We start from the raw sequence: 25,130 nt of genomic DNA on the forward strand, positions 1-25,130 counted from the left end.
TATGCCTCACTCACGCGGAAAGTCTTCGTATATTTCTTACGCTTAGGCTAGCTTCCACATTACGAAACTTGTTAGATACCCAACATTCTTTCCCATTTCTAAAAGGAGGGGTACATACAATGAAGTCAACATATCATACTGAATTTGAACCAATCTATCATAAGGAAAAACCCGTTGAACCGAATACGCTATTTATCGCTGCTTGCGGATTGGAGCATGGCCATATTTATAATATGTGCAAAGGGATGAAACAAGCAGGAGCAGTGATTCGCTGGGTATGGGATAACGATCCTGATAAAATAGCAGCTTTTCAACAGCAATTTCCCGAAGCAAAAGCCGCTTCTTCTTTAAACGAAATCTTACACGATCAGGCAATTCAAATGGTCGCCTGTGCTGCCATCCCTTCTGAACGTGGTGACATTGGTTTATGCGTACTTGAGGCAGGAAAGCATTTCTTTTCAGCGAAAACTCCGTTTACAACGCTGGAACAACTGCAGGCAGCGAGAGAAAAGGTGAACGATACTGGCCTCACATGGGCTGTGTTTTATAGTGAACGATTGCAAGTGGAATGCAGTGGTTTTGCGGAGCAATTATTAGAACAAGGCGCCATAGGTGATGTCATTCAGGTGCTTGGCTTAGGGCCCCATCGTTTACATATATCAAACAGACCAGCATGGTTCTTCAAAAAGGCATATTATGGAGGAATCATCAGTGATATCGGCAGTCATCAAATTGAACAATTTCTCTGGTTCACCCATGCCAATGACGCAACGATACAAAGCAGCAACGCTCGAAATTTTGCCCATCCAGAGCATCCCGAATTTGAAGATTATGGTGATGTCCATTTAATCGGGGATAATGGTGCCATGCATTATTTCCGTGTCGACTGGTTCACACCAGATGGATTACGTAATTGGGGAGATGGACGTACGACGATCTTAGGCACAGACGGTTATATTGAATTACGAAAATATGTCGACATTGCCAATAACTCAGATGGCGAGCGTTTATATTTAGTCAATCATGGTGGGGAAAGGATGTACGACGTCAAAGGAAAAATTGGTTATCCCTACTTTTATCGGTTGGCACATGACATTCTAGACAACACGTCGACCGCAATGCCGCAGGAACATGCATTTAAAGCAGCAGAGCTATGCCTGTTAGCACAACAGCATGCAGATACTCAGAAGAAAGAAGGTGGCATTCGTTGAGAAAAACATGTGATATCGTCTTAGTCGGTATCGCCGGTTATGGCGAAATTTACTTACGTGCATTAGAAGAAAGAGGCTACCTGACTTGGATTCAAGGTGTCGTAGATATACATCCTGAACGCAGTACCTATTACTCCAAACTAGAAGCATTAAAAATTCCTTGTTATGCATCGCTTGATGAATTTTACCAGCATGCTTCTGCGGACTTAGCAATTATTTCTAGTCCCATCCATTTACATGCTCGTCAATCGATTACCGCAATGGAAAATGGCAGTCATGTTCTTTGTGAGAAACCAATTGCTGGGTCATTGGCAGAAGCAAATCAAATGCGCGAAACCAGAGATAAAACCGGACATTTTTTAGCTGTCGGGTTTAATTGGTCGTTCAGCACGGCTGTACAGCAATTAAAAAAGGACTTCCAAGAAGGACAATTTGGAAAGCCATTGCGTGGTAAAAGTCTTGTGCTTTGGCCTCGAAACAAACAATATTTCCAGCGCTCCAATTGGGCAGGCAAACGTCTCGGTCCAAATGGGGAAGCTATATACGATAGCATCGCTAATAACGCAGCATCGCACTTCCTTCACCACCTCCTTTATGTATTAGGAAATACAACGGAACAAAGCGCAAAAATAAAGCAATTAGAAGTAGAGCTATACAAAGCAAATCCCATCGAAACCTTTGATACATGTGCGCTGCGAGCGACCACAAAACAGTCTGTAGAGTTAGTATATCTCGTTTCTCATGCCGTCGATTCTACGATGGGCCCAGACGTTACTTTAGAATGCGAACACGCCACGATTACCTATGAAGCAGATGGCAATATGCACGCCGTGTTTAAAGATGGAACAACGAAAAGCTACGGCGATCCAGAGGCTGCACATTCTCAAAAGTTAGATGTGTGTATTCAAGCAGTGTTACACGAAGAAACCTCCATCCCATGTAGTATAGAAGCTGCATATTCACATTTGCTTAGTATTGAATACATACATCGCTCGATTCCAACGGTGCCACATTTCCCTTCAAAAATGATAAAGCATGATGCTCAAACACAACGAACATATGTGCATCAATTAGAAGAAAACTTTTTATCTTGTTACGGAGCATATAAGCTGCCGAGTGAAATGAACATCCCTTGGGCGCACCAACCCATAACAATCCAAATTCCCGAAAATAGCTACCCATACGAATAGAAACAACAAGATTGAAAATGTCCGGACTACAGATAACAAGCTGTTCGGACATTTTTTCCAACCTAGTCTCGCTTATTTCTGTTTTTCTTTCTGAAATTGAGATAGTAATTCTTATATTAATAAGACACCCTTTTTGAAAGCGCTTAAAATATAATTATCTGAAAATATTTTATTTATTCGCGATGTAATGAGACTTCCAATGAGTTCCCCAATGGATAGCAATATTTAACCAAGGTAGGAGCCCTGTCTACTATACGTTCTTAGGTCGTCAACTCATCGTGATTAAAACAATGATGGAAGGAGTTTGTACATGAAACCTTACTCATTAAAAAGAAGTTTACTAGTTAGTATATTATTGATAGCAGTATTCTTGCTAAACGCTTGCTCCTCGACAGAGAATGTAGCATCTGGTCAAGAACAAACAACCACACTGACACTAGCTCATATTCATAATGAAGCAAGTCCTGTATATCAAAGTTTAGAAGTGTTTGCAGAAAAAGTAGAGCAGAAAACAAATGGATCGGTTAACATCAAAATCTATACAGATGGCGTTCTAGGAGAAGAGACAAAAGTGATGGAGCTTGTACAAAATGGCGTCATTGATATGACCAAAGTAAATGGTGGCGTGATATCTCAATTTGATGAGACGTTTTCGGTCTTTAGCCTCCCTTATGTTTTCCGAGATGATGCACATTTTCGCAAGTTTATGGAAACGGATACAGTCAGCAATATGTATGAAGACTTAGAAGAAGTGCAATTACGCGGCGTCACATTTTATGATGCTGGTGCACGCAGTTTCTATACTGCAGACACGAAAGTGGAAACGCCAGAGGACTTGAGAGGCCTTAAAATTAGAGTAATGAACAATGTAACCGCCATTGAAATGGTTGAGTTGTTAGGTGCTTCGCCAACACCAATGGGCGCAACAGAGATATATACGAGCCTGCAACAAGGGATTATCGACGGTGCGGAAAGTAGCCCAATCGCATTAACAGATGCCAACCATGGTGAAGTTGCGAAACAATTTTCGTTTGATGAACATACGAGAATACCCGATTTCCTGATTATGAGTGATGCATCATGGAATAAATTAGATGCGACAGAACAACAGGCTCTAATCGAAGCCGGCCAGGAGAGTACAGAGGTACATAACGAAAGATGGGATCAGATGATTGAAGACAGTATGGCCCAAGCAGAAGAAGAAATGGGTGTGGAGTTCTCCTATCCGGACCAAGCACCTTTCAGAGAATTAGTAGAGCCACTGTTAAAAGAACAAAGAGAAGCAAATGATGCGATCGACGCATTGCTTACAGAGATAGAAGCAATAGAGTAACCATAAAGAAAGTTGGAGGGGTTCACGTGAAGAAGGTAAAACGCTGGTTTGATTTAGGACTATTAACCATTGCCAGCATCTTAATCTTATTTCTAGTTGTCGCAGCAATATGGCAAGTGTTCACTAGATTCGTACTGCAAGACCCTAGTATTTCCACGCAGGAAGTATTACGTTTTTCATTAATCTGGGTAGCCGTAATTGGCGCTACTTATGCATTTGGCCAGGATGAACATTTGTCCCTTACCTTTTTAAGAGACAAGATTACTGGGCAAGCTCATAAAATCTTACGTTGGTTCATTGATTTACTTGTTATTGTATTTGCCTTATTTGTGATGGTGATTGGTGGTTTTAATATTGCACAAGCAACCATGGCGGAACTGTCACCAATTTTGAATATGCCGATGGGATTCGTATATGGTGTTCTTCCTATTTGTGGAGTCATCATCATTTTCTATCAAATCATCCATATTTCGGAACGACAGGGCATCGAACAATCCAATTCATTTGAAAAGGGTGAGAATACATGGATGTAACTGTATGGACAGCCATTATATTATTTGGATCGTTTTTCTTACTCTTATTTATTGGCGTACCGATTGCCGTAAGTATCACTATTTCTTCTTTTGTGTCTATTTTAATTCTACTTCCTATGACACCATCCTTATTAGCGGTGTCCCAACAAATCATTACCGGGCTAGATAGTACGGTGTTATTGGCACTTGTATTCTTTATGCTGGCGGGAAGTATTATGAATAATGGCGGGATTGCCGATCGGCTGATTAATTTAGCAAAGTTAATTGGTGGTAGAATGTCCGGTTCACTCGCACATACGAATATTATCGGAAATACACTGTTTGGCGCGATATCAGGTTCAGCAATTGCCGCAGCCGCAACAATGGGACGGATTATGCACCCTCAAGAGAAAAAAGCAGGTTATGACCCTTCGTATGCAGCAGCTGTAAATATCGCTTCCGCACCGACGGGATTAATTATCCCTCCAAGCGGGATGCCGATTATTTACTCTCTATTAACCGGTGGCACATCGATTGGTGCTTTATTTATCGCAGGGTACTTACCTGGTCTGTTGATGATTGCGTTACTCATGATCGTCGCCTATATATTAGCGAAAAAAGCCAAATATCCTGTATCCAAACCAATCAGTGGCGGCGAATCCTTCAAAGTAATACTTCAAGCGATCCCTAGTTTATTATTAATTATTATTGTCATAGGTGGAATTGCCGGAGGGATTTTTACAGCAACAGAAGGAGCTGCAGTAGCTGTACTATATGCTTCTATCCTTAGCGTTATTTACCGTCAGTTAAAACTAACCGACATCCCTAAAATACTTAGAGAAACGACGATTTATTCTGGTATTATCATGTTATTAATAGGAGCATCTACTGCGATGTCCTGGGTACTTGCATACGCAGGTATACCACAGGCAATTACAAGCAGTCTATTAAGCATTACCGATAATACAACCATTCTACTGTTGATCATGTTAGTGATTTTACTAGTAGTTGGAACCTTTATGGATATTGCACCAGCGCTATTAATTTTCACACCGATATTCTTCCCGGTCGCAACACAAATGGGCATCGATCCCGTCCATTTTGGAATGATAATGGCTGTAGCTCTTGCTATTGGAGTAACCACTCCGCCAATTGGGACCGTGTTATTTATCGGAAGTAGTGTCAGCGGAGTACCTATCGAAAAAATCATACCGAAGCTGCTCATCTTCTATATTCCATTAATCGTAGCGCTATTACTCGTTGCGTTTATTCCAGAAATCAGCTTATTCTTACCAAAGTTATTTGGTTTATTGGATTAGGTGAAGATTCATCTACTAAGGAGATTACAGGATAGAATAACTGAGCTATGAACTAAACATAGCTCGGTTATTAATTTGGATACACATCTCAAGTAAACTCCGCTTTCTATTAAACAAACTCTCCCTCATGCCTATCCTAAACCCATCACATAGATCAAACCGAATCCGCATCCGATTAAAATCAATGTTCCTAATAATCCTGCAAAAAATACATGGAATCCGAACTTCTTAAAGGCTTGAAACTCTACATTTAACCCCAAACCAGCCATTGCCATACTTAACAGCAGATACGCTAGCGAAATAAGCAAATTCACGACACTTTCAGGTAAGAATCCGATTGTATTCACCGCGCTCATGGCAAGAAAACCAAATATAAACCAGGGAATCGGGAGTGTTTTTAACGAAAAACGCTGCTTATTGTTTTGAGGTTCTCTTTTCTTCATATAGATACCGATCAAAATAGCCACCGGAACAAGTAAGGCAACTCTCGTCAGCTTTACCACAATAGCAATATTCTCCGCTTCTTCTCCACCGGCAGTGGAAGCAGCGACTGCATGGGCAATTTCATGCAATGTTCCTCCCGCAAAAATCCCGTACTGATAATCGGTAAACGGTAAAAAAGGATACATCATTGTATAGATTAGTGTAAACATCGTTCCAAGCACTGCAATAACAGCGACACTGACTGCTGTCGTGCTTTCTTTCGCTTTTACTAAAGGGGCAATCGCAACAATCGCAGCAGCTCCACATATTGCTGTTCCACAAGCCGTCAAGATACTTAATGTCTTATTTACACGAAACAATCTAGCCAAGCTATAGACAGTCACCAAAGCAACCGTTAACAGCAATCCTGCATATAAAAACGCATGTAAGCCCGCATCATACATGGCTGATAGATTGAGTCGCAATCCTAATAATATAATTCCTGCCCTTAACAGCTTTTTACTGGAAAACTGGACGCCAGATCGATGTGAATTCTTCAACCCAATCGTATGTCCCCATATCATTCCGATCATAATCGCTAGAACAAGTTGTCCCATAATATCAAGATAGGGAATCTTGCAAAGTACCCCCGCCACTAGGGCAATTGCTAGGGTAATCCCTATTCCTGTATAAAAGGATCGTGTCTTATCGTCTGGATGTACATGCTGCATGTTGTTGTGCCTCCTTCTCTATCTATAATTAGTATAGGCTGAGCGCTTTTATTTTTGAAATAAATATATATAATAATACTTATTAAAAAAGTTAATAAAAGAGGGATTTTAACCATGCATATGGAAGAACTGGAGACCTTTATTGTTCTAGCACGCGAGAAAAATTTCACACGAACAGCAACCAAACGCTCACTGTCTCAACCAACCGTCAGTGTTCATATTAAAAATTTAGAGAACGAATTTGCCACATCGCTTATCCAACGCACGACAAAGCGTGTTCACCTTACACCTGAAGGGGAGTTATTTTATGAACATGCATTAAAGATATGGAATCAATATCAACAACTCCAGGAACATCTTTATCAAAAGAAACAAACTGCTTCCGGCCTGATTCGAGTAGGGGCTAGTTTTACCATCGGTGAATACCTCCTTCCAGAAGTGATAGCGATATTGCAGAAACAATACGAACAATTAGACTTTTATGTAACGATTGGCAATACCGAGAAAATTATTGATTCTGTGCGCAGACTTGAGGTGGATATCGGGCTGGTAGAAGGATCAAATTACACAAAGGACGTGTTGCAAACATCGTTTAAAGAGGATCGGCTCGTTATTGTTTGCTCGCCCGAATATGAGACTAATTTTAAAAACTTAGCAGATTTACATCATCATAAATGGGTAATAAGAGAAGAAGGTTCAGGGACGCGACAATACTTTGACCACCTCGTCCAATCGAATGAGATTCAAGTCAAATCAACATTGGTTATTAGTTCAACACAAGGAATAAAGAACAGCGTTACCAACGGATTAGGTTTAGCTCTCTTATCTGAAGCAACCATCAAAGAAGAATTAGCACATGGGACACTTAAAATGGTTCCGATTGAATCTCTGTATGAAAAACGAGATTTTTCCTATGTCTTAACAAAGGGCTCCCAGTTAAACCGAAATACACAACTATTAATTGATACATTAACCAAGATCGATAGATGAAAGTGGATTTTTCGACTTACACCTCATACTGTCATTCTCCATGTGTATTCCATCCGAAACCGGGTAATTACATAACAGAGACAAATTACCTAAAAGGGGATGTATTTCATGGAGTTTTCTGCTACCAATATCATTTTGTTGGCGACGTGTTTACTTGTGATTGCTGCTATCATTATTCCAATAGTGCTAGTTGGCTATATATATTTGAAGGATCGCAAACAAGATCAGCACGCAATATTACGTAACTTTCCGATACTTGGTAAACTACGTTATATTTTGGAAAAAAGTGGACCCGAGCTTCGGCAATATCTATTTAATAACGACCGATCTGGAAAACCATTTTCTCGAAAGGATTATCAAAATATTGTCATGCCTGCGAAATACCAGAAGAATATGCTTGGATTCGGTTCCGTACGTGACTTCGAAAAGGCCGATTTCTATGTAAAAAATGCCATGTTTCCAAAACAACAGGATGAACTTGAAGTAGATAACACGGAAGAGATTGCTTCAAAAGTTTACGACATCCAAGAAGATAATCTACTTAGCCGAAAGGAAAGTCTTCAAGATAAATCTATAAAACCGTGGTTACTTACCGATGACAATACAGTGGTGATTGGCCCATCTTCCCGAGCTCCCTTTCGTGTAAAAAGTTTGGTCGGAATGTCTGCAATGAGCTATGGTTCCCTCGGTGACCATGCAATTACAGCACTATCGAAAGGAATCGGCATGGCTGGCGGTGCGTGGATGAATACCGGAGAAGGCGGCTTATCCGATTATCATTTAAAAGGAGACACCGATATTATCGCACAAATTGGACCAGGTCTATTCGGTGTACGTTCTAAAAATGGAGAATTCAGCTGGGAGCTATTAAAAGAAAAGGCAGCGATACCACAAGTAAAAGCCTTTGAACTCAAACTTGCCCAAGGAGCGAAAACACGCGGAGGACATGTCGACGCAGAAAAAGTCACAGAAGAAATTGCTCATATTCGCAACGTCGAGCCTTACCAAGAGATCAATAGTCCAAATCGATTCAACGAATTTGATGATGTACCGTCTATGTTTTCGTTTATGGAAAAAATACGTAACCACACCGGGTTACCGGTTGGGATGAAGATCGTCGTCGGCAGTTCGGATTCCTTTGAAGAGATTGCATCTTACATGAAAGAATCCGGAATGGGACCTGACTTTATTACCGTTGACGGTTCAGAAGGCGGCACCGGTGCTTCCTTTCAAGAACTAGCGGATCGTGTGGGATTACCAGTCAAATCAGCGGTAATGATCGTGGATCAAACGTTGAAAAAATATGGCGTTCGTGAACGCACGAAGATTATTGCCTCTGGAAAACTATTTACCGCAGACCGTATCGCAGTCGTTTTAGCGATGGGCGCTGACCTGGTAAATGTTGCACGCGCATTTATGATATCAGTAGGCTGCATTATGGCACAAATCTGCCATACGAATCGCTGCCCCGTCGGCGTCGCCACAACAGATGCGAAGCTGCAAAGAGCACTCGTCATTGATGAAAAACAATATCGTGCACTAAATTTTCTTGTGACCCTTCGTGAAAGCCTGTTTCGCATATCTGCAGCAGCAGGGTTAACCAGTCCCACGGGCTTTAATCCTGAACACATCTCATATGTAGATGAGCAACACCGCGTGAAAAGTTTGGATGACTATTATTTGCAGGGAGAGTATTCAACATCACGATAGTTTGATTTTGAGCATTTTGTGGAATAACAAATAATACAAATCAAACGAGCAACCGACAAAGGAGCCAAGTATATGTTTGAAGATCGTGCAGGAAAAGTACTCGTAGATTTATTATCCGAATGGGGTGTTGACCATATTTATGGGATGCCCGGGGATTCTATCAACCAGCTGATGGAAGAGCTACGTAAAGAAAAAGATAAAATGAAGTTTATCCAAGTACGCCACGAAGAAGCTGGTGCGCTTGCAGCCGCTTCTTACGCCAAACTCACTGGAAAGCTTGGTGTATGTCTGTCCATCGCAGGACCTGGAGCGATTCATTTACTTAACGGACTTTACGATGCAAAGAAAGATAGTGCACCGGTGCTAGTACTTGCAGGACAAGTGCCAACAGACCAGATTGGAACGGACGCATTCCAAGAAATAAATATGCAGCGTATGTTTGAAGATGTCGCTGTATTTAACGAACAAGTGGTGTCAGAAGAACAATTACCAGCACTTGTTAATCAAGCGGTGCGCACTGCATATGCAGAAAAAGGACCAGCCGTTCTTACCATACCGGATGATATTCCAGCTGCAAAAATCAAGAAACACGTACAAAAGAATGCAGCGATATACGAGGAACCCGAACAAGTACCAAGCTCTACGGAAATGGAAAAAGCATTAGAGCTGATTGGAAATGCGAAAAAACCAATTATCTTAGCCGGAACAGGTACAAAAGGAGCGAAGCAAGAACTTGAACAGTTTTCGGATAAAATCGCTGCTCCAGTTATTGTTTCCTTGCCAGCAAAAGGCGTGATAGATGATGATCATCCAAACTGCTTAGGCAACTTAGGAATGATTGGAACCAAACCAGCGTATGAAGCAATGGAAGATTCCGATTTGGTTATTCTCATCGGAACGTCATTCCCATATGTAGAGTTTTTACCAGAAGGTGTATCATACATTCAAATTGATAATGATCCACTGAAAATCGGGAAGAGATATCCCGTAAACGTTGGAATTGCTGGCGATTCACAAAAATCATTAACCAGGTTAAACGAACGAATTACTCGAACCGAAAATCGGGATTTCTTAGAAAACAGCCAAGAGAAAATGGCGAAATGGTGGAAAGAGATGGAGGAAGACGAACAACAAACATCTACACCGATTAAACCACAACAAATCATTGCTGAAGTACAGAAAATCGCAGAAGATGACGCAGTACTCTCTGTAGACGTAGGAAATGTGACAGTGTGGGCAGCCAGACACTTTCGTATGAAAACCACACAGAAGTTCCTTACATCCAGTTGGCTGGCAACGATGGGATGCGGCCTACCAGGTGCCATCGCAAGTAAAATGGCATATTCCGACCGCCAGGCTATTGCGTTATGCGGCGACGGTGGATTCTCCATGAATATGCAGGACTTTCTTACTGCGGTGAAATACAATTTACCAATGGTTGTCGTTGTATTTAATAACGAACGCATTGGCATGATTAAGTACGAGCAAGAAGCAAAAGGAAATCTTGATTATAAAACTAATCTCGAAAGCTTTAACTTCGCCCAGTTCGCGGAAAACTGCGGCGGAAAAGGATATCGTGTAGAGAATTTTGAAGACCTTGGTCCATCTATACGAGCAGCGGCATCCTTCAACAAGCCCGTGATTGTAGATGTCTGTATTGAAGATGAGCCGCCAATTCCAGGAAAGCTTTCGTACGAACAAGTAACTAGCTACTCCAAACAAACCATTAAGAAACTATTTGAAAAAGGAAAACTAGAAGTCCCCCCCATTCGAAAAGGATTGAAACGGATGTAACATAGTAAGAGGCAAACCAACAGTCGGTTTGCCTCTTTCGTTGTATTTTACCTTTCTATTCACCAAAATGAATTATCTTTTCTACTATTATGGGTTTTAGAAGCGCTCTATTCACCATTTCCTCGCAGCTCTCATGCTTTTTTGGGTTTTAGAACACCAAAACATTTCTTATTTTCTGTTAGTTTGTGAATAGACTTGTTTTATCCTACCAACCGTCCTGTTATTTTTCTGTAAGCAATTCAAAATCACTCATCTTCGGGAAACGTAACTTCGGGGTATAATTGCATCACTTGATCTTCTACTACGCCTTCCGCTTCGATATGTTTCATCAGCATTTGAACTAAACTCTCTGCGATTTTTTCAGAAGGAACTCCAACTGTATGTACTGGCGTATCAATCGCATCAAATTTTTTAATATTATCGTAAGAAACAATCATTGGCTTTTCCGCTTGTTTATCCATATGATGTAGTAAACCCATCGTAATATCATAACTACCACATATAATTCCTTTTTTAAGCGTATTCTTCATGAGAAATTTCCTTAACGAGTTGCTCGTTACCTCTTCGGACAACCCTTCTGAATCGATTAGTCGATAATTGATTTTCTTTTCTTCACAATAGCGAATGAACGTTTCTTTCTTTATAATTTGTCGGATATCCTTCGTTTCAAGATCACCGATATAATCTATTTCTCTATTCCCTTTGTCTATTAGGGTGTCTACCGCTAGTTGCATAGATTTATCGTGATTAACATTAATGATTGGATAATCTAGTTTTTGCTCTACACCATAGGCAACTACAGGAATATTATTTGATATTTTAGCAGGCAGTCGCGTTTCTTCCCCTTCATCAAAAACGATCACTCCATCAAAACGCAACTCCAAAAATTTCCCTGCAGCAGTTATCGGATCATCAATTGACACTACCATAAAATAACCCGCTTTTTTTACTGCCTCATTTATTTGAGAAGCAAGTGTGGTGACAGCTACTCTATCTACTGCAGGCCATATTAAGCCAACGGTATTACTTTTATTAGAAACCAAAGATCGTGCAGAATTATTTGGGATATAATTCATTTCTTCTGCTTTCTCTTTAATCTTTCTTTTCGTTGCTTCCGTCACGAGCGGAGAGTTTTTAAGTGCCTTACTCACCGTTGAATAGCTCACTCCACATTCTATCGCTATATCCTTTAATGTTACGGCCATTTTATAACTCCTTAAAATTCTCTATTGATTTATCTGTCAGATAATTATATCATAATAATTAACTGTTATGAATATTTCAAACTAAAAAATAACAACGTTGTTATAAACTGACCAGCTTACAATTATTTGGGGGAGTGTTTATAAGCGTTTTAATTATTAACTATAGAACCGTAGAATTCCCCCTTACTGCTCCAAGATTCTTCCCTATTAAAAACCTGAAGGAGGTAAACGAATGCAATTATCTTTTCGATGGTATGGTGACAGTGATCCAGTCACTTTAAAACAGATTAAACAGATCCCTGACATGAAACATATCGTATCCGCAATTTACGATGTTCCTGTTGGTGACGTTTGGACAAAGGATAAAATTAATGCATTAAAATCTTCCATTGAACAAGAAGGTCTTACATTATCCGTTATGGAGAGTCTTCCAGTCCATGAGTCTATTAAACTCGGAGAAGCGAATCGAGATAATTTAATAGAAAATTATAAGAAATCGTTAAGAAACCTTGGTGAATCGGGTATCAAAACAGTTTGTTATAACTTTATGCCTGTATTTGACTGGACACGATCCAACTTGGATTATGAATTAGAAGATGGATCAAAAACGCTAATGTATGATAATGATTTCGTAAAAGATATCGACCCCGTAACTACAAATCTTAATCTTCCAGGTTGGGATGAGAGTTACACAAAAGAAGAAATGGCTACCTTAATTGAGAAATACCGTCAATTTGACGAAGAAGACTTATGGAAAAACCTAGAATACTTCTTAAATGCGGTTTTACCTATAGCCATTGAACATGATATTGACCTTACGATTCATCCAGATGATCCACCGTGGTCCATCTTTGGAATACCTAGAATTATTAAAACAAAAGAAAGCTATCAACGCTTAATCGCGATTAATTCCTCCAAAAATAATGGTATTTGTTTTTGCACAGGCTCCTTAGGATGCCTAGAAGAAAACGATCTTCCAGAAATAATTAAGGAGTTTGGCGACCACATCCACTTTGTCCATATGCGTAATATTAAGCGATTAGATAACCATTCTTTTGTGGAGAGCGGTCATCTATCGAAATATGGTTCTGTGGATATGAAAGCAGTAGTTCGTGCATTAAAAGACATTAATTATAAAGGTACGATACGTCCAGATCACGGAAGAATGATTTGGGGAGAAACTGGAAAAGCTGGCTATGGATTATTTGATCGTGCACTAGGTGCAACATACATTAACGGGCTTATTGAAGGAGTAGAGACGAATGACACAACAATTTCATAATCTTAATGTTGTTATTACCGGTGCAAGCGGGGTAATTGGCAGTACCTTTGTGAAGGCTTTAGTCAGCGAAGGAGCGAACGTTGGGTTGCTTGGACGCAACATAGATAAACTCCACAAAGTAATAGAAGAAACAAATTGCCCTGAAAGAAGCATTGCTCTAGAGGCGGATGTACTGGATAAAGCGTCCCTTATTCATGCGAAACAACAGTTTAATGAACAATTTGGCAACATTCATGCCCTGATTAATTGTGCAGGAGGAAACCATCCTGATGCAACAACCGATGATGAACATTATAATCCTAATACAGAGAAAAACCTGTTTGGACTTAGTGAAGAAGGTGTAGAGAGTGTATTTCGACTCAACTATACCGGTAGCTTTCTCCCCATCCAAGTATTTGGCCAAGATTTAACGGAAGGTGAAGGGAACACAATTATTAATATCTCTTCCATGAATGCCTTTCAGCCGCTCACAAAAATTCCTGCATATAGTGGTGCCAAGGCAGCAATTAGTAATTTCACGCAATGGCTCAGCACCTATTTCGAAGGAAAAGTACGAGTAAATGCCATCGCACCTGGTTTTTTTGAGACATCGCAAAATAAGGCGTTACTCCGAAATCAAGATGGCTCCTATTCAACCAGAGCAAATAAAATACTCGGGCAGACACCGATGAATCGTTTTGGAGACCCGGAAGATTTAATTGGAACACTGTTTTGGTTATTGGATTATAAGGCAAGTAAATTTGTGACAGGGGTCGTTATTCCTGTTGATGGAGGATTCTCTTCTTACTCCGGAGTTTAATCGTTAATAAGGAAAGCCGAACTAAAACGGATATGACACCTAGAATAGTTCTGCTTTTTAATTTATCTATTAAGATTGTTTATTTTCGACTACTTTTAAATCATCGTCATACATTGGGATAGTTGATCCTTTTTTCACAAACAAAGGAATATCATCCAGTGCAATGTTAAAGTAATTTGATTGGATTTAACTTGATATTCATTCATTTTGTTCACTCTAATAACAACGTTGTTATTACTAATATGACACGCTTTCCTAAAAAAATAAAGCTACTTGGTGAAATTATAATACTAAAAAAACAGATAAACATAGCTCACTTTTTCACCTGTTTTTTAGATAGATTCCTGCCTAATATCCAATTTTAGAACCATATAGAGATTACTTTATTTATCACACCTACTGCAAACACTCCTACAAAAATACCAAATGTAAAACGATAAGCACCTTTTTTAGTTTTAACTTGAGTTTTCACCTTACTGTCACCACCAATATCATGATACTCTCATTCTAGCAATTATTTATAATTGTTCAATACACGCTTTCCCAGAAAAAAACTTGTTGGGGTAGAGATGGACATACAAATTCAATCACATTCAAAATATTATTGTTATATTCTCGAATATAACAAAGCCAGAGCACCTATCTGCCCTGGCTTCCCCCCTATCACATATAATGAATCTGATCTTTGTATTTTTCAAATAGCTGAGAATTATAGTCATCTCCACCATCGATATTCGCGCTTCGGAATATAGGAATATCTGTTCCAGCTTCCTCAAATATTTCTATCATCTTTAGCACAATCGAATGAATTGTATAACTGCCTACAATCGTAGAAATTGGCGCTACTTTTTGCGTAAGTAAATCAATCGACACGACTGCATCTCCTGGCTCTCCACCATTATCAATAACGGTATCGCTTAACTCAAACAGTCGATATCCTGACGAGTGTCGAGAGGTAACTTGCTTCGAATACTCTAGATTCGTTAAGCAGATGACTCCCATCCCTCTTTCCTTCGCCGTTAATGCCATATCAATAGCTACGGCATTTCTACCAGAAACAGAGTGGATAAAGAGGATATCTCCTTTTTTCACAGGTTTGGAATCTAACAATATGTCTCCGTAACCTTCTAAACGTTCGAGCTTACTTGTCTGTGTAACAGGCTCTACATTCAACATCAAGCTAGGGCTGAAGATCGGATTGAATAATGCAAATCCTCCCGCTCGATAAAACGCATCCTCAGCAATGATACCCGCATGCGATGCTCCAAATAAATAAATCGAGTTACCATTCATTACAGCAGTAGCCATGCTTTTTGCAGCACTAGCAATCTCTTTATCTTCTTTTTCGGAAATGGTGTTCAGTGCCTCGATAATCTTTGTGTAGTACTCTTTCATATATGTCATGCGTTCACCTCCCTATCAGAATAACTTGGCAATCCAATCCGTCATAAATGCCCATAGAGAAAAGTCATTTCCTCCAAAGATCACAATCCAATCGGCAATGGTTCCATTAAGAATCGGTACCGATAATCCTACAAGAAGAATCATGACAACCCCAGCAACTGCAGATCCGGCAATAGCACCTTTTAATCCGCCAGTTCCATTACCAATGATTGCTGCAGTTCCAATTTCAAAGAAACATGTGATGGTAAGTGGGACGATAACAAAGCTAAAGATTCCCAGACTACCTGTAATAAATATGGTTGCAACCGAGGTAACCATCGATACGATAAAACCGATTAATACTGCATTCGGTGCATATGGGAATAAAATAGGCGCGTCTAAAGCAGGTACCGCATTTGGAATCCACTTCTGTGAAATCCCTTGGAATGCTGGAATAATTTCTGCAAGCATCATGCGTACACCAAGTAATAAAATCGTTAAGCCTGCACCAAATAATACCCCTTGCATTAAGCTATAGATAAATAGGTTTTGTTCCGCAGCAAACGCTTCTGTTGCTGTATCAAACCCGATAATGATACTTACGACAAGATAAACAAGAAACATCGTTATGGAAGAAGTAATACTAATTTCACGTAAGAACTCCGTGGATTTAGGGAATTTAATATCCTCTGAAGACCTTCCCTTTGTACCGAATAGCTTTCCAACTCCTCCAGCAATTAAGCTCAGGATTGTCGTTGGATGTCCAATAATAAAGTCATCGGATCCAGTTACTTTTCGAACGAACGGACGTAATAATGCTGGTGCAATAATGATATATAATGCCGTCATAATCGATGCAAAAATAATTAGTTGAACATTGCTTAAGTTGTTTTCCACTCCAACAGCTACGAATATAAATGGGAACCAGAATAGCATGTGCCCCGTTAAAAATACGTGCTTAATCTTCGTAAATCGAGCTACCAATAAGTTAATTGCAAACGCAGCTAGCATCGCAATCCCAATTTGTGTACCATATTGACTCAGTACTTGATCAGAGCCAAGTGCTGGATTCACTTCGGTTTCCTGAATGTCATACATGAGGTTAAATCCTGCTGTTAATGGCTCAATCGAACTTACTAGAATATTCGTACCTTGAGTTAAAATCACTACACCAATAATCGTTTTTGCTGTACCTGATACAATGGTCGAAATATCCTTCTTCAACAGCAATAGACCCGTTAATGCAATTAATCCTAGAAATATTGCTGGCTCACGAATAATTTCAATTACAAAATTCATTACGGATTCCATCATTTTATCCCCCTTTTATATGGTGATTAGCTTTGTAATTCTTGTAGCACCTTTTCTTTTATCTCTTCTTTATTAACAAAACTATTGATTACTACTACAGGTGTTGTTGCAGAAGTTTTTAAGTTATTTGCTAATTCACTGCTAGTAAAAATGTAATCACAGCTTGTTCCAACTGCAGAACTTACATCTCCTGTAAATACATCCGCCTCAATCCCAACATCTTTTAATACACTATCTAGGTTCATCTTTAATACCATGGATGATCCTAATCCAAACCCACATACTGTCATTATTTTTAATTTACTCATTTCCTTCATCTCCTTTTGATATGATTTGATATGCTTCTTCAATAGTTGAAGCATTTCTTAATGCATTCACTTGCTCCTCTTCCATTAAAAACATAGATAGTTGCTCAATCATTTTAAGATGAGATTCATCACCTTTTGCAGAGAAAGAGAACACGAGGTCAACTGGATCATTCTCTTTACTATGAAATGCTACTGGTTCCTTAAAAATGGCCAATGCCAATGCATTTTCTTTCACGCTTTCATTTGGTCTGGCATGCGCAATGGCAATTCCGGGAGCGATTACAATATATGGTCCATTATCTTCTACAGAAGCAATCATACTTTCTACATATTGCTCTGTTACTGCACCTGAATGAACAAGTAATTGTCCTGATAACTCAATGGCAGCTCGCCAATCTTTTGCTTCTGTTAGTATAGATATATGATTTTTTCGTAGTTGCTTCAATATTACTTCCTCCACTCTTGATTGTTGCTGTCTATAAGTTTTTCGAAAACCGCTTGATTCTCTAAATATCTATAAAGTTGTAAAAAGTCTTGGTTATGTGATTCTTTAATGGCAAGTACGATAATGATTTTGACTTCTTCCGGGTTTTTCGACCCAAATATCATGTCGTTTTCAAAAACCGTCATGCTTATCCCTTCCTTAATAACGTTCTCAGGGCTCGCATGTACGAATGCGATCTTTGGAAGAAAAACCATATACGTCCCATTACGCTCCACAGACATAATCATTTCCTGTATATACCCTTGTTTGATATATCCAGCCTCTAACAATGGTGCAGCAGCAAGGCTTATAGCCTCATGCCAATTATTAGTGTTACTAAAGTGAACATGTTCATCAAATAAGGTCGGCACAATCGACGTTGCATGTTGGTACACTTCATTAAAACGTTGCAGCTGTTTTCGATTTACGACTTTATGCGCTTCATGCTGAATTTTTGCTTTCTCGTCATCCAATAACAATGGGCTAACACGATAGATTTTCGTATCACCGGCACCATCAATCGATAATTTACTGGTCGTCAAAACAAAATCAATATTATCTAAAGCTAACTCCTCATCTACTTCTTGAGAACTTACAACTTTCACCAGATGAAATCCTGGTTCAATATGTTCTAACTTCGTTGTTAAAATTGAAGAAGTAGCTAGCCCAGTCGTACATACGACAATTACATTGGGTAAATATTTTTTATTGCCGCTTCGCTCAAAAGCAGAACTAATATGCATCGTTATATAAGCTACTTCTGCAGCGACCATTTCATAACCCATATCCGTCGTAATCTGATGTACCATCTCATAAATGGCACGATAGCGAATTTTAATTTCCTCGGTATAAGGGTTATCGATTTCTGCCCCTTGCTCCATTCGTAAAAACGCAGATTTTGCATGGTACATTAAGTCATTCATTAATTTCTTATCTGACGCTAGATTGACTTCTAGTATTTTGGAAATCTCCTGAATGAGATACAATGTGAACGCGTGCTCTCGCTTATAGTGATCCAAATCATCTGCCTCAAATTTATAAGCAATCACTTTGAGTTGGTCAAAAACCTGATGGATAAAATTCTTCTCGTTCTCCATCAATTCCGGTTCACCAGTCATTTGATTAAGATAGTCATCCACTTCACCAATAATTGGGTTATGAATACGATGTTTCTTCGGAATAAACACGGATATACCACTATCCACACGGTGTTTCCACCAAATGAAGAATAACGATAAATGTCGTTTGGATTCCTCACTGTACATCACGCCTCTTTCGTTTTCACAGGAACAAATCCAACTAGCAATGGTCTGTTGTTCGTTAATATCCATCGGAAGCCAGCTACATACCGCATCTACATCTACCCATTTACTCGATAACCAATAAAATACAGCTTTTCGCTTACTTCTTTCTGTACCATGAATAAACAGGCCTTTTCTTACTTCCTTCGTGAGCTGTAAATTATAAGGATCAAGCAATTCTTCTACTTCTAAAAGAATCTGATGAACACTAGATCGACTGAGATAAAATTCGTCAGCTATTTTTTGAATCGTTACATTTTCTGTCATTAAGACATATAAGCTCACCATGGTAAGCTGGACATTCTTATCGACTAATGACGTCGCTAATTCCAATGATTCCATAAGTTCTTCTTTTACTTCACTATTGGCATGAAGAACAACACCTTTTCCTGGAGTTCGTGTGAGAGAGCAACCCATTTCATCAAGAAGGCTAGCTAACGTATCTAAATCATTGCGAACCGTTTTCGGGCTAACTTCCAACCACTTTGCCAAAAAGTCCACGGTCATATACTGATGTGTTTCTATAAGCTTGGTAAGTAATTGTTTTTGTCTCGTAGATAACATGTTCATCACCTTTAAGCTTAGTTTATTATTACTTCTTATTTACCTAAAGAACGAAAATTAACACAACTGTGGTAAAAAAAGAGCAGAGCTGTTATTTATATTGGAAGTTCGTCCTTTAAACAGATGTATTGATTAACAACAGCTTTATAAATCCAATATATTACGGTTCTATGTAAATTATCTATAGCAATATATCCCAAAAAAAGCCTTGCTACACTAGTAACAAGGCTTTACAAACGTTTATTCTATTAAAATCGTATACATATTTTCCTCTTCAGATTCAGCTACTCTTACCTCTTCTTCGTGAATGACATTTCCATTTTGTTGAAACGAAAAATGATACATTATTCCAATCGTTAACTCCGCTTTTACAATATGATTCGTTGGCTTTCCCTCGATTACCATCCCAATATCCGATACCGGTTCACCTTCAAAAGCTTCCGTTACAACTGTGATGATACCATATATCGGCTCAGAAGCACGATCGAATAATGCAAACTGGACCGTTGCTGTTTCACGTGAAACTTCTTCTTGTCTGCAACCAAATAAGGAGATGATTAGAATCAACATTAAAAGAATCGCTTTTCGCATTCACTAGTCACTCCCGCTTAGAAAGAGTTACCTTAGCCAGCTTCAATAATAATATCCAAACTACGAGATGTTTCTCTTGCTAACAAATCTGGACCAAAGTCATATGGAGTTAATTCCGCTGTCAACGTATCCATATAACCGATATCATTTAATGATTGGATCACACTTCTCCAATTAACATCTCCAGCTAATAAAGGTACAAAACCACTAATATTTCCTACCTTTGTATCGAAATCTTTCACATGGACTTTTTTTATACGATAAGATAATATCTCTATCCATTGTTCTGGGTAACCAAATTGCAGCACGTTTCCTACATCAAAATAGACACCTACGTACTTAGATGAAAAAGAATCAACATAACTTGCCATTTCCAGTGGTGACAATAAGAACTTGTTCCACACGTTCTCGATAGCTATCGTCACATTCTTTTCTTCTGCTAGTGGAATTAATTTACCTATTACTTCTTGACTCCTATCATAACAATCCTTGTAATTTGTTTCTCCATTGACGATACCTGGGACAACAAGAATAGTATTTGCCCCTAATTCAGCTGCAAATTCCAATTGTTTTTCAATTACAGCTCTGCCTTTTTCTCGTATTACTTTATCTGTATGTGAGAGTGGATATTTCCATAGCAAATCGGTTGATACACTATTTAATTGAATAGAATAATTGGATGCTAATTCTTTTAGTTTCCTCACGTCTGACAAAGTTGTCTCCATTGTTAATCCTGGGCCATTCATAGAAAGGTTTAATTCAACTGCATGAAAATTTGATTGATTACTATATGAGAAAACTTTTTCTATAGGAGTACCTTCGGGATAGCACCATTGGTTTATACCTTTTCGCATTGTTTCACTCCTTCTAACTAATTTACCTCTACTGGTTGTTTTCTACTAGAAGATTCATAACTAGCTAGAGCAACCTCTAAAGCCTCTAAACCATCCTCACCAGTTATACTTGGATTTTTATTACTTTTTACATTATTTATAAAATCTTCTACTAACATCGCATCCATATCATCTCCCCAGAAATCCCAATGAGCTCCATCATTTGAGTATACATCTGTTTTTTGAGAGAAAGCGTCAATGGATAACGTACCTTTTGTTCCAATAAATTCTAACGTAACATCTCCCCATGTAGGGAATGAGTCATTTCTTGACCAACTACAATCAAGTGTGGCGAAGACATTATTATCAAATTCCATAGTGATAATTCCAGAATCATCTATCTCATCTTCGGATATTAAATTCCCTATTTCTGCATAGACTTCTTTAACATTGGCGTTCATATACCACCTTAATAAATCAACCACATGAACAGTATGGTCCATAACGGCACCACCACCAGAATCCTCTTTATTCACAAACCATCCTCCAGGATTCGTTCCGCGATTAGTGCCTTTTATGGCTACAATATTACCGATCTCTCCTGAATTAATGATTCCTTTTCCTTTACCAACAGGTGTGCTAAAACGGACCGGAAAAGCGATCTGCAGGAGAACATTATTTTTTTTACATACATCAATCATTTCACGAGCATGTTCTACAGTAGTAGCTATAGGTTTCTCACATAATATATGAATTCCTTTATTGGCAGCTGCTATAGTATGTTCATGGTGCTTTGCATTTTCTGAAGCAATAATTACCGCATCTAATGGGAGACGTAAGAAGTGCTCCAGGTTATCATAATAATTAGAACAATATTTACGAGCAGCCTCATTCCCCCTCTCTTTGTTGTCATCATATATGCCAACAATTTCAATGTTTTCTATTGATTGCAATGCATGTGCATAGCTATGTGCATGAGAATGTGCGAAACTAATAATTCCTATTTTCATAATAAAATCCCCATTTCTTTATTCGAGATTTCTACAACCTTTCCTGTATCAATTGACTTAAGGGCCGCTAGAGCGATTTCCATGGCTTTATATGCATCTATTGCTGTTACAATCGGTTTTTCTTCTTCAATAACACAATTTATAAAATGTTCTAATTGAATCTGATAAGGAGTTGCTTTTAAAGGACTTTCAGGCACTGCTACTCCTGTATGAGATCCTTCCAACTCTTTGATACTCTTAAAGACTGGACTCACTTTCGAACTATCATAATTTAATATTCCTTCCGTTCCTGCAATATCAAATTTAGTAGTAAACTTTTGATGTGCCCAAGATCCTTCAACATGAGCGATAACTCCATTATTGAATTTTAAAGTTACTAAAGCGTACTCTAACTTAGAATTAACTCTTCCTTTTGAACTTTTAGCATATACATGATCAACTTCTCCAAAACACCATCTCAAGAAGTCGAAATCATGAATAATCATATCTAGAACTAACCCACCACTTTTTGAATAATTTGAGTACCAGTCATTTGAAGCATCAGGAAAACCACCTATTCTACTTGTATTAACAACCGCAGGCTTTCCAATCTTTCCACCCTCTATTAACTGTTTTGCTCGACTATATTCTTTAAAAAAGCGTACTACATGTCCTACAAATAACTTCACACCTTTGGAATTACAATAGTCTATTATCTCCTTAGCGTCTTCTAATGTTCTGGCTAAAGGTTTTTCACAAATAATATGAGTCTTGGTATCTGCGATTTTTTTAACAAATTCCAAATGAAGAGGCGTAGGCAAGCATATAGATACAATATCTACTTCTCCGATTTCCTCTATAGCCTCTTCATATGTCTTATACGAATTGGTTCCTAGTTCCTTAGCTAATAACGACGCTTTCTCCAACTGCACATCTACAATTCCAACAAGATTCACATTGGGTAAGTTGGAATAAGCATTAGCATGTGTTCCCCCCATCGTACCCGAACCGATAACTAATACATTAAGCATTTTCTAAAACCTCCATTTAATTAAACTTATAGACTATCTTCTGACCCCACCTAATGCAATTCCAGCTAATAAGTATTTTTGTAAGAATATAAACATCAGCAACATTGGAATGGTAGATAATACTGCACCAGCCATTAATAGGGGATAGTCAGTAGAATATTGACCTTGAAAATTTGATATGCCAACGGATAATACTCTCATACCCTCAGAGTTTGTCATTACCAATGGCCACAAAAAGTCATTCCATGCAGCTAAAATCGTAAATATCCCTAACGCTGTTAATGCCGGAGTTGCATTTGGTAAAATAATCCTCCAATAAATACCGAAGTAAGAACATCCATCAATTTTCGCTGCATCATCAAGTTCTTTAGGAATCCCCATAAAAAATTGTCTTAACAGAAACACCCCAAATGCGCTAAATACCCCCGGTATAATTAATGCATAAAAAGTATCAACCCACCCAAATTGAGTAATTATTCCGAAATTAGGAATAAGAATAACCTGTAAGGGAACCATCAGAACAGATAAAATTAATAAAAATATTATATTTTTTCCCGGAAATTCTAATCTAGCGAATGCGAAAGCGGCTAACGAACATAAAAATAGTTGTCCTAATGTTCTACCTACAGTGACAATAAGTGTATTGATATAATACTGAAGAAAGTCTACACTTTGAAATACACTGACATAATTATTAAAGTTCCATTCACTAGGCAATATAGTAGGCGGTACTTGCATTGATTCTCCGTATGTTTTAAAGGAAGTTAACACCATCCATAAAAAAGGAATTATCATAAGGAATGAACCTATAATTAAAACACTGTGTTTACCAATAGATCGCACTTCTATTCACCTCTTTATCAAGCATCATAATGTACCCACTTCTTTTGAAAGATAAATTGTACAATGGTTACTAAAAGGATGGTTAAGAATAAAATCAACGCTTGGGCCGAAGCAACTCCCATTTGACCATATTTAAAACCAAATTCATATACTCCATAAACAAGTGTTCTCAATGGTTCTAATAAAGCTGTTGTATTACCAATCATTACAAAAATCAAATCAAATACTTGTAATGAACTTATCATTCCTGTTATTAACACAAAAAATAACGTTGGTGTTAATAATGGTAATGTTATCTTGAAAAATTGCTTCGTTTTTGAAGCACCATCTATTTGTGCTGCTTCATAATAAGACTTCTCAATTCCCTGTAGACCAGCAAGAACTAATATCACGTTATTCCCAACTGTCATCCAAACGTAGACAATAATTACAGATATTAAAGAAATATTTGGATCGAACAACCAAGCGGGTTGTGGTAAATTGAAAATCCCTAAAATATGGTTTACAATTCCATACTCTGTATTGTACAACCACTTCCACACCATACCTACTGCTACAGGCATAGTTACAACTGGTAAAAAGTAAAGTGTTCTATAAAATACCATTCCTTTGATTTTTTGATTTAGCAATAATGAAATTATTATTGCAAACATAATAGATAGAGGAACAGACAAAAGAGTGAAAACCGCTGTATTAATAATAGATCTCATAAATAATGGATCCTGAATCATTAAAATAAAGTTATCTAATGCTACAAACTCAGGAGTATTAATCCCATCCCAATTTGTAAATGATAATACAAATGATCCTAATGCAGGCAATATATAAAAGATAAACAATCCCAATAAAGTAGGAGCAATAAATAGATAGGCAACCATCGCCTCTTTTGTAAAAAGTTTTTTAGACTTTTTGGGACTTGGATTTAACTTCTGCTTCTCACCTTGTTGATATGGATTAATATGCTTATCGGAATTTGATGGTAATTCCAATTTT

The 25,130-nt window shown here is 38.4% G+C and carries 23 protein-coding genes; 10 read left to right on the forward strand and 13 right to left on the reverse strand.

Features of this window, described 5'->3' with window-relative positions:
- Positions 1-119 precede the first annotated feature (119 nt).
- From OB_RS17330 to OB_RS17350, 5 genes are all read left to right on the forward strand, one after another.
- Positions 120-1,211, forward strand: a complete 1,092-nt coding sequence (locus tag OB_RS17330) for a Gfo/Idh/MocA family protein (protein WP_011067799.1) — start codon at positions 120-122, stop codon at positions 1,209-1,211.
- Positions 1,208-2,401 carry a Gfo/Idh/MocA family protein gene (locus OB_RS17335; RefSeq protein ID WP_011067800.1) on the forward strand — a complete coding sequence of 398 codons (1,194 nt, stop codon included), beginning with the start codon at positions 1,208-1,210 and terminating at the stop codon, positions 2,399-2,401. Before OB_RS17330 ends, OB_RS17335 begins: the two co-directional genes overlap by 4 nt.
- Positions 2,402-2,711: 310 nt before the next feature.
- On the forward strand, positions 2,712-3,734 hold the full coding sequence (locus OB_RS17340) for a TRAP transporter substrate-binding protein (protein WP_011067801.1): 1,023 nt from the start codon (positions 2,712-2,714) through the stop codon (positions 3,732-3,734).
- Between the two features lie 26 nt (positions 3,735-3,760).
- Positions 3,761-4,267: a TRAP transporter small permease gene (locus OB_RS17345; protein WP_011067802.1), complete on the forward strand. Its 507-nt coding sequence runs from the start codon at positions 3,761-3,763 to the stop codon at positions 4,265-4,267.
- Complete coding sequence (locus OB_RS17350; protein ID WP_011067803.1) at positions 4,258-5,565, forward strand: TRAP transporter large permease; 1,308 nt, start codon at positions 4,258-4,260, stop codon at positions 5,563-5,565. Before OB_RS17345 ends, OB_RS17350 begins: the two co-directional genes overlap by 10 nt.
- Before the next feature lie 131 nt (positions 5,566-5,696).
- On the opposite strand, the gene OB_RS17355 is transcribed toward OB_RS17350, so the two are convergent.
- Complete coding sequence (locus OB_RS17355) at positions 5,697-6,719, reverse strand: YeiH family protein (RefSeq protein WP_011067804.1); 1,023 nt, start codon at positions 6,717-6,719, stop codon at positions 5,697-5,699.
- 114 nt (positions 6,720-6,833) lie between these two features.
- On the opposite strand from OB_RS17355, the gene OB_RS17360 reads away from it, so the two are divergent.
- From OB_RS17360 to OB_RS17370, 3 genes are all read left to right on the forward strand, one after another.
- Positions 6,834-7,709 carry a LysR substrate-binding domain-containing protein gene (locus OB_RS17360; RefSeq protein WP_011067805.1) on the forward strand — a complete coding sequence of 292 codons (876 nt, stop codon included), beginning with the start codon at positions 6,834-6,836 and terminating at the stop codon, positions 7,707-7,709.
- 108 nt (positions 7,710-7,817) lie between these two features.
- On the forward strand, positions 7,818-9,419 hold the full coding sequence (locus OB_RS17365; protein ID WP_011067806.1) for an FMN-binding glutamate synthase family protein: 1,602 nt from the start codon (positions 7,818-7,820) through the stop codon (positions 9,417-9,419).
- A gap of 72 nt (positions 9,420-9,491) precedes the next feature.
- A complete protein-coding gene (locus OB_RS17370; RefSeq protein WP_011067807.1) occupies positions 9,492-11,213 on the forward strand; it encodes a pyruvate oxidase in 1,722 nt (573 codons plus the stop codon).
- 245 nt (positions 11,214-11,458) lie between these two features.
- Here the strand turns inward: OB_RS17370 and OB_RS17375 are convergent, their stop codons facing one another.
- On the reverse strand, positions 11,459-12,418 hold the full coding sequence (locus OB_RS17375) for a LacI family DNA-binding transcriptional regulator (RefSeq protein WP_011067808.1): 960 nt from the start codon (positions 12,416-12,418) through the stop codon (positions 11,459-11,461).
- Between the two features lie 232 nt (positions 12,419-12,650).
- On the opposite strand from OB_RS17375, the gene uxuA reads away from it, so the two are divergent.
- Both uxuA and OB_RS17385 read left to right on the forward strand, forming a co-directional pair.
- Positions 12,651-13,700 (forward strand): mannonate dehydratase, encoded by a 1,050-nt coding sequence (gene uxuA / locus OB_RS17380; RefSeq protein ID WP_011067809.1) that lies wholly within the window; start codon positions 12,651-12,653, stop codon positions 13,698-13,700.
- Positions 13,681-14,499 (forward strand): D-mannonate oxidoreductase, encoded by an 819-nt coding sequence (locus OB_RS17385; RefSeq protein WP_011067810.1) that lies wholly within the window; start codon positions 13,681-13,683, stop codon positions 14,497-14,499. Before uxuA ends, OB_RS17385 begins: the two co-directional genes overlap by 20 nt.
- Positions 14,500-15,162: 663 nt before the next feature.
- Here OB_RS17385 and OB_RS17390 read toward each other — a convergent pair.
- From OB_RS17390 to OB_RS17440, 11 genes are all read right to left on the reverse strand, one after another.
- A complete protein-coding gene (locus tag OB_RS17390; RefSeq protein ID WP_011067811.1) occupies positions 15,163-15,903 on the reverse strand; it encodes an SIS domain-containing protein in 741 nt (246 codons plus the stop codon).
- Between the two features lie 15 nt (positions 15,904-15,918).
- The gene (locus OB_RS17395; RefSeq protein ID WP_231846972.1) at positions 15,919-17,196 is read right to left on the reverse strand and encodes a PTS ascorbate transporter subunit IIC; all 1,278 of its coding nucleotides are present in this window, start codon (positions 17,194-17,196) and stop codon (positions 15,919-15,921) included.
- Positions 17,197-17,219: 23 nt separating this feature from the next.
- Complete coding sequence (locus OB_RS17400) at positions 17,220-17,501, reverse strand: PTS sugar transporter subunit IIB (protein WP_011067813.1); 282 nt, start codon at positions 17,499-17,501, stop codon at positions 17,220-17,222.
- Entirely contained in the window at positions 17,494-17,946 is a 453-nt protein-coding gene (locus OB_RS17405; protein WP_011067814.1) for a PTS sugar transporter subunit IIA, read from the reverse strand. The genes OB_RS17400 and OB_RS17405 overlap by 8 nt, the downstream gene beginning before the upstream one ends.
- A 2-nt stretch (positions 17,947-17,948) precedes the next feature.
- Positions 17,949-19,850, reverse strand: a complete 1,902-nt coding sequence (locus OB_RS17410) for a BglG family transcription antiterminator (RefSeq protein ID WP_011067815.1) — start codon at positions 19,848-19,850, stop codon at positions 17,949-17,951.
- 240 nt (positions 19,851-20,090) lie between these two features.
- On the reverse strand, positions 20,091-20,441 hold the full coding sequence (locus tag OB_RS17415) for a hypothetical protein (RefSeq protein WP_011067816.1): 351 nt from the start codon (positions 20,439-20,441) through the stop codon (positions 20,091-20,093).
- 32 nt (positions 20,442-20,473) lie between these two features.
- Entirely contained in the window at positions 20,474-21,295 is an 822-nt protein-coding gene (locus OB_RS17420) for a sugar phosphate isomerase/epimerase family protein (RefSeq protein WP_011067817.1), read from the reverse strand.
- Between the two features lie 17 nt (positions 21,296-21,312).
- Positions 21,313-22,284, reverse strand: a complete 972-nt coding sequence (locus tag OB_RS17425) for a Gfo/Idh/MocA family protein (protein ID WP_011067818.1) — start codon at positions 22,282-22,284, stop codon at positions 21,313-21,315.
- Entirely contained in the window at positions 22,281-23,294 is a 1,014-nt protein-coding gene (locus tag OB_RS17430) for a Gfo/Idh/MocA family protein (RefSeq protein ID WP_011067819.1), read from the reverse strand. The genes OB_RS17425 and OB_RS17430 overlap by 4 nt, the downstream gene beginning before the upstream one ends.
- A 33-nt stretch (positions 23,295-23,327) precedes the next feature.
- The gene (locus OB_RS17435; RefSeq protein WP_081427542.1) at positions 23,328-24,089 is read right to left on the reverse strand and encodes a carbohydrate ABC transporter permease; all 762 of its coding nucleotides are present in this window, start codon (positions 24,087-24,089) and stop codon (positions 23,328-23,330) included.
- Between the two features lie 65 nt (positions 24,090-24,154).
- On the reverse strand, positions 24,155-25,126 hold the full coding sequence (locus OB_RS17440; RefSeq protein WP_011067821.1) for a carbohydrate ABC transporter permease: 972 nt from the start codon (positions 25,124-25,126) through the stop codon (positions 24,155-24,157).
- Between the last annotated feature and the right edge of the window lie 4 nt (positions 25,127-25,130).

The organism is Oceanobacillus iheyensis HTE831, assembly GCF_000011245.1.
GTDB lineage: Bacteria > Bacillota > Bacilli > Bacillales > Amphibacillaceae > Oceanobacillus > Oceanobacillus iheyensis.

What these genes read in the sequence shown, in the direction of transcription:
- OB_RS17340 (WP_011067801.1), top strand. Translation starts at nt 2,712, where the DNA reads ATGAAACCTTACTCATTAAAAAGAAGTTTACTAGTTAGTATATTATTG.
- OB_RS17350 (WP_011067803.1), top strand. Translation starts at nt 4,258, where the DNA reads ATGGATGTAACTGTATGGACAGCCATTATATTATTTGGATCGTTTTTC.
- OB_RS17435 (WP_081427542.1), bottom strand. Translation starts at nt 24,089, where the DNA reads ATGATAATTCCTTTTTTATGGATGGTGTTAACTTCCTTTAAAACATAC.
- OB_RS17410 (WP_011067815.1), bottom strand. Translation starts at nt 19,850, where the DNA reads ATGTTATCTACGAGACAAAAACAATTACTTACCAAGCTTATAGAAACA.
- OB_RS17385 (WP_011067810.1), top strand. Translation starts at nt 13,681, where the DNA reads ATGACACAACAATTTCATAATCTTAATGTTGTTATTACCGGTGCAAGC.
- OB_RS17425 (WP_011067818.1), bottom strand. Translation starts at nt 22,284, where the DNA reads ATGAAAATAGGAATTATTAGTTTCGCACATTCTCATGCACATAGCTAT.
- OB_RS17415 (WP_011067816.1), bottom strand. Translation starts at nt 20,441, where the DNA reads ATGCGAAAAGCGATTCTTTTAATGTTGATTCTAATCATCTCCTTATTT.
- OB_RS17430 (WP_011067819.1), bottom strand. Translation starts at nt 23,294, where the DNA reads ATGCTTAATGTATTAGTTATCGGTTCGGGTACGATGGGGGGAACACAT.
- OB_RS17390 (WP_011067811.1), bottom strand. Translation starts at nt 15,903, where the DNA reads ATGACATATATGAAAGAGTACTACACAAAGATTATCGAGGCACTGAAC.
- OB_RS17365 (WP_011067806.1), top strand. Translation starts at nt 7,818, where the DNA reads ATGGAGTTTTCTGCTACCAATATCATTTTGTTGGCGACGTGTTTACTT.
- OB_RS17370 (WP_011067807.1), top strand. Translation starts at nt 9,492, where the DNA reads ATGTTTGAAGATCGTGCAGGAAAAGTACTCGTAGATTTATTATCCGAA.
- OB_RS17375 (WP_011067808.1), bottom strand. Translation starts at nt 12,418, where the DNA reads ATGGCCGTAACATTAAAGGATATAGCGATAGAATGTGGAGTGAGCTAT.
- OB_RS17395 (WP_231846972.1), bottom strand. Translation starts at nt 17,196, where the DNA reads ATGATGGAATCCGTAATGAATTTTGTAATTGAAATTATTCGTGAGCCA.
- OB_RS17330 (WP_011067799.1), top strand. Translation starts at nt 120, where the DNA reads ATGAAGTCAACATATCATACTGAATTTGAACCAATCTATCATAAGGAA.
- OB_RS17420 (WP_011067817.1), bottom strand. Translation starts at nt 21,295, where the DNA reads ATGCGAAAAGGTATAAACCAATGGTGCTATCCCGAAGGTACTCCTATA.
- OB_RS17400 (WP_011067813.1), bottom strand. Translation starts at nt 17,501, where the DNA reads ATGAGTAAATTAAAAATAATGACAGTATGTGGGTTTGGATTAGGATCA.
- uxuA (WP_011067809.1), top strand. Translation starts at nt 12,651, where the DNA reads ATGCAATTATCTTTTCGATGGTATGGTGACAGTGATCCAGTCACTTTA.
- OB_RS17355 (WP_011067804.1), bottom strand. Translation starts at nt 6,719, where the DNA reads ATGCAGCATGTACATCCAGACGATAAGACACGATCCTTTTATACAGGA.
- OB_RS17360 (WP_011067805.1), top strand. Translation starts at nt 6,834, where the DNA reads ATGCATATGGAAGAACTGGAGACCTTTATTGTTCTAGCACGCGAGAAA.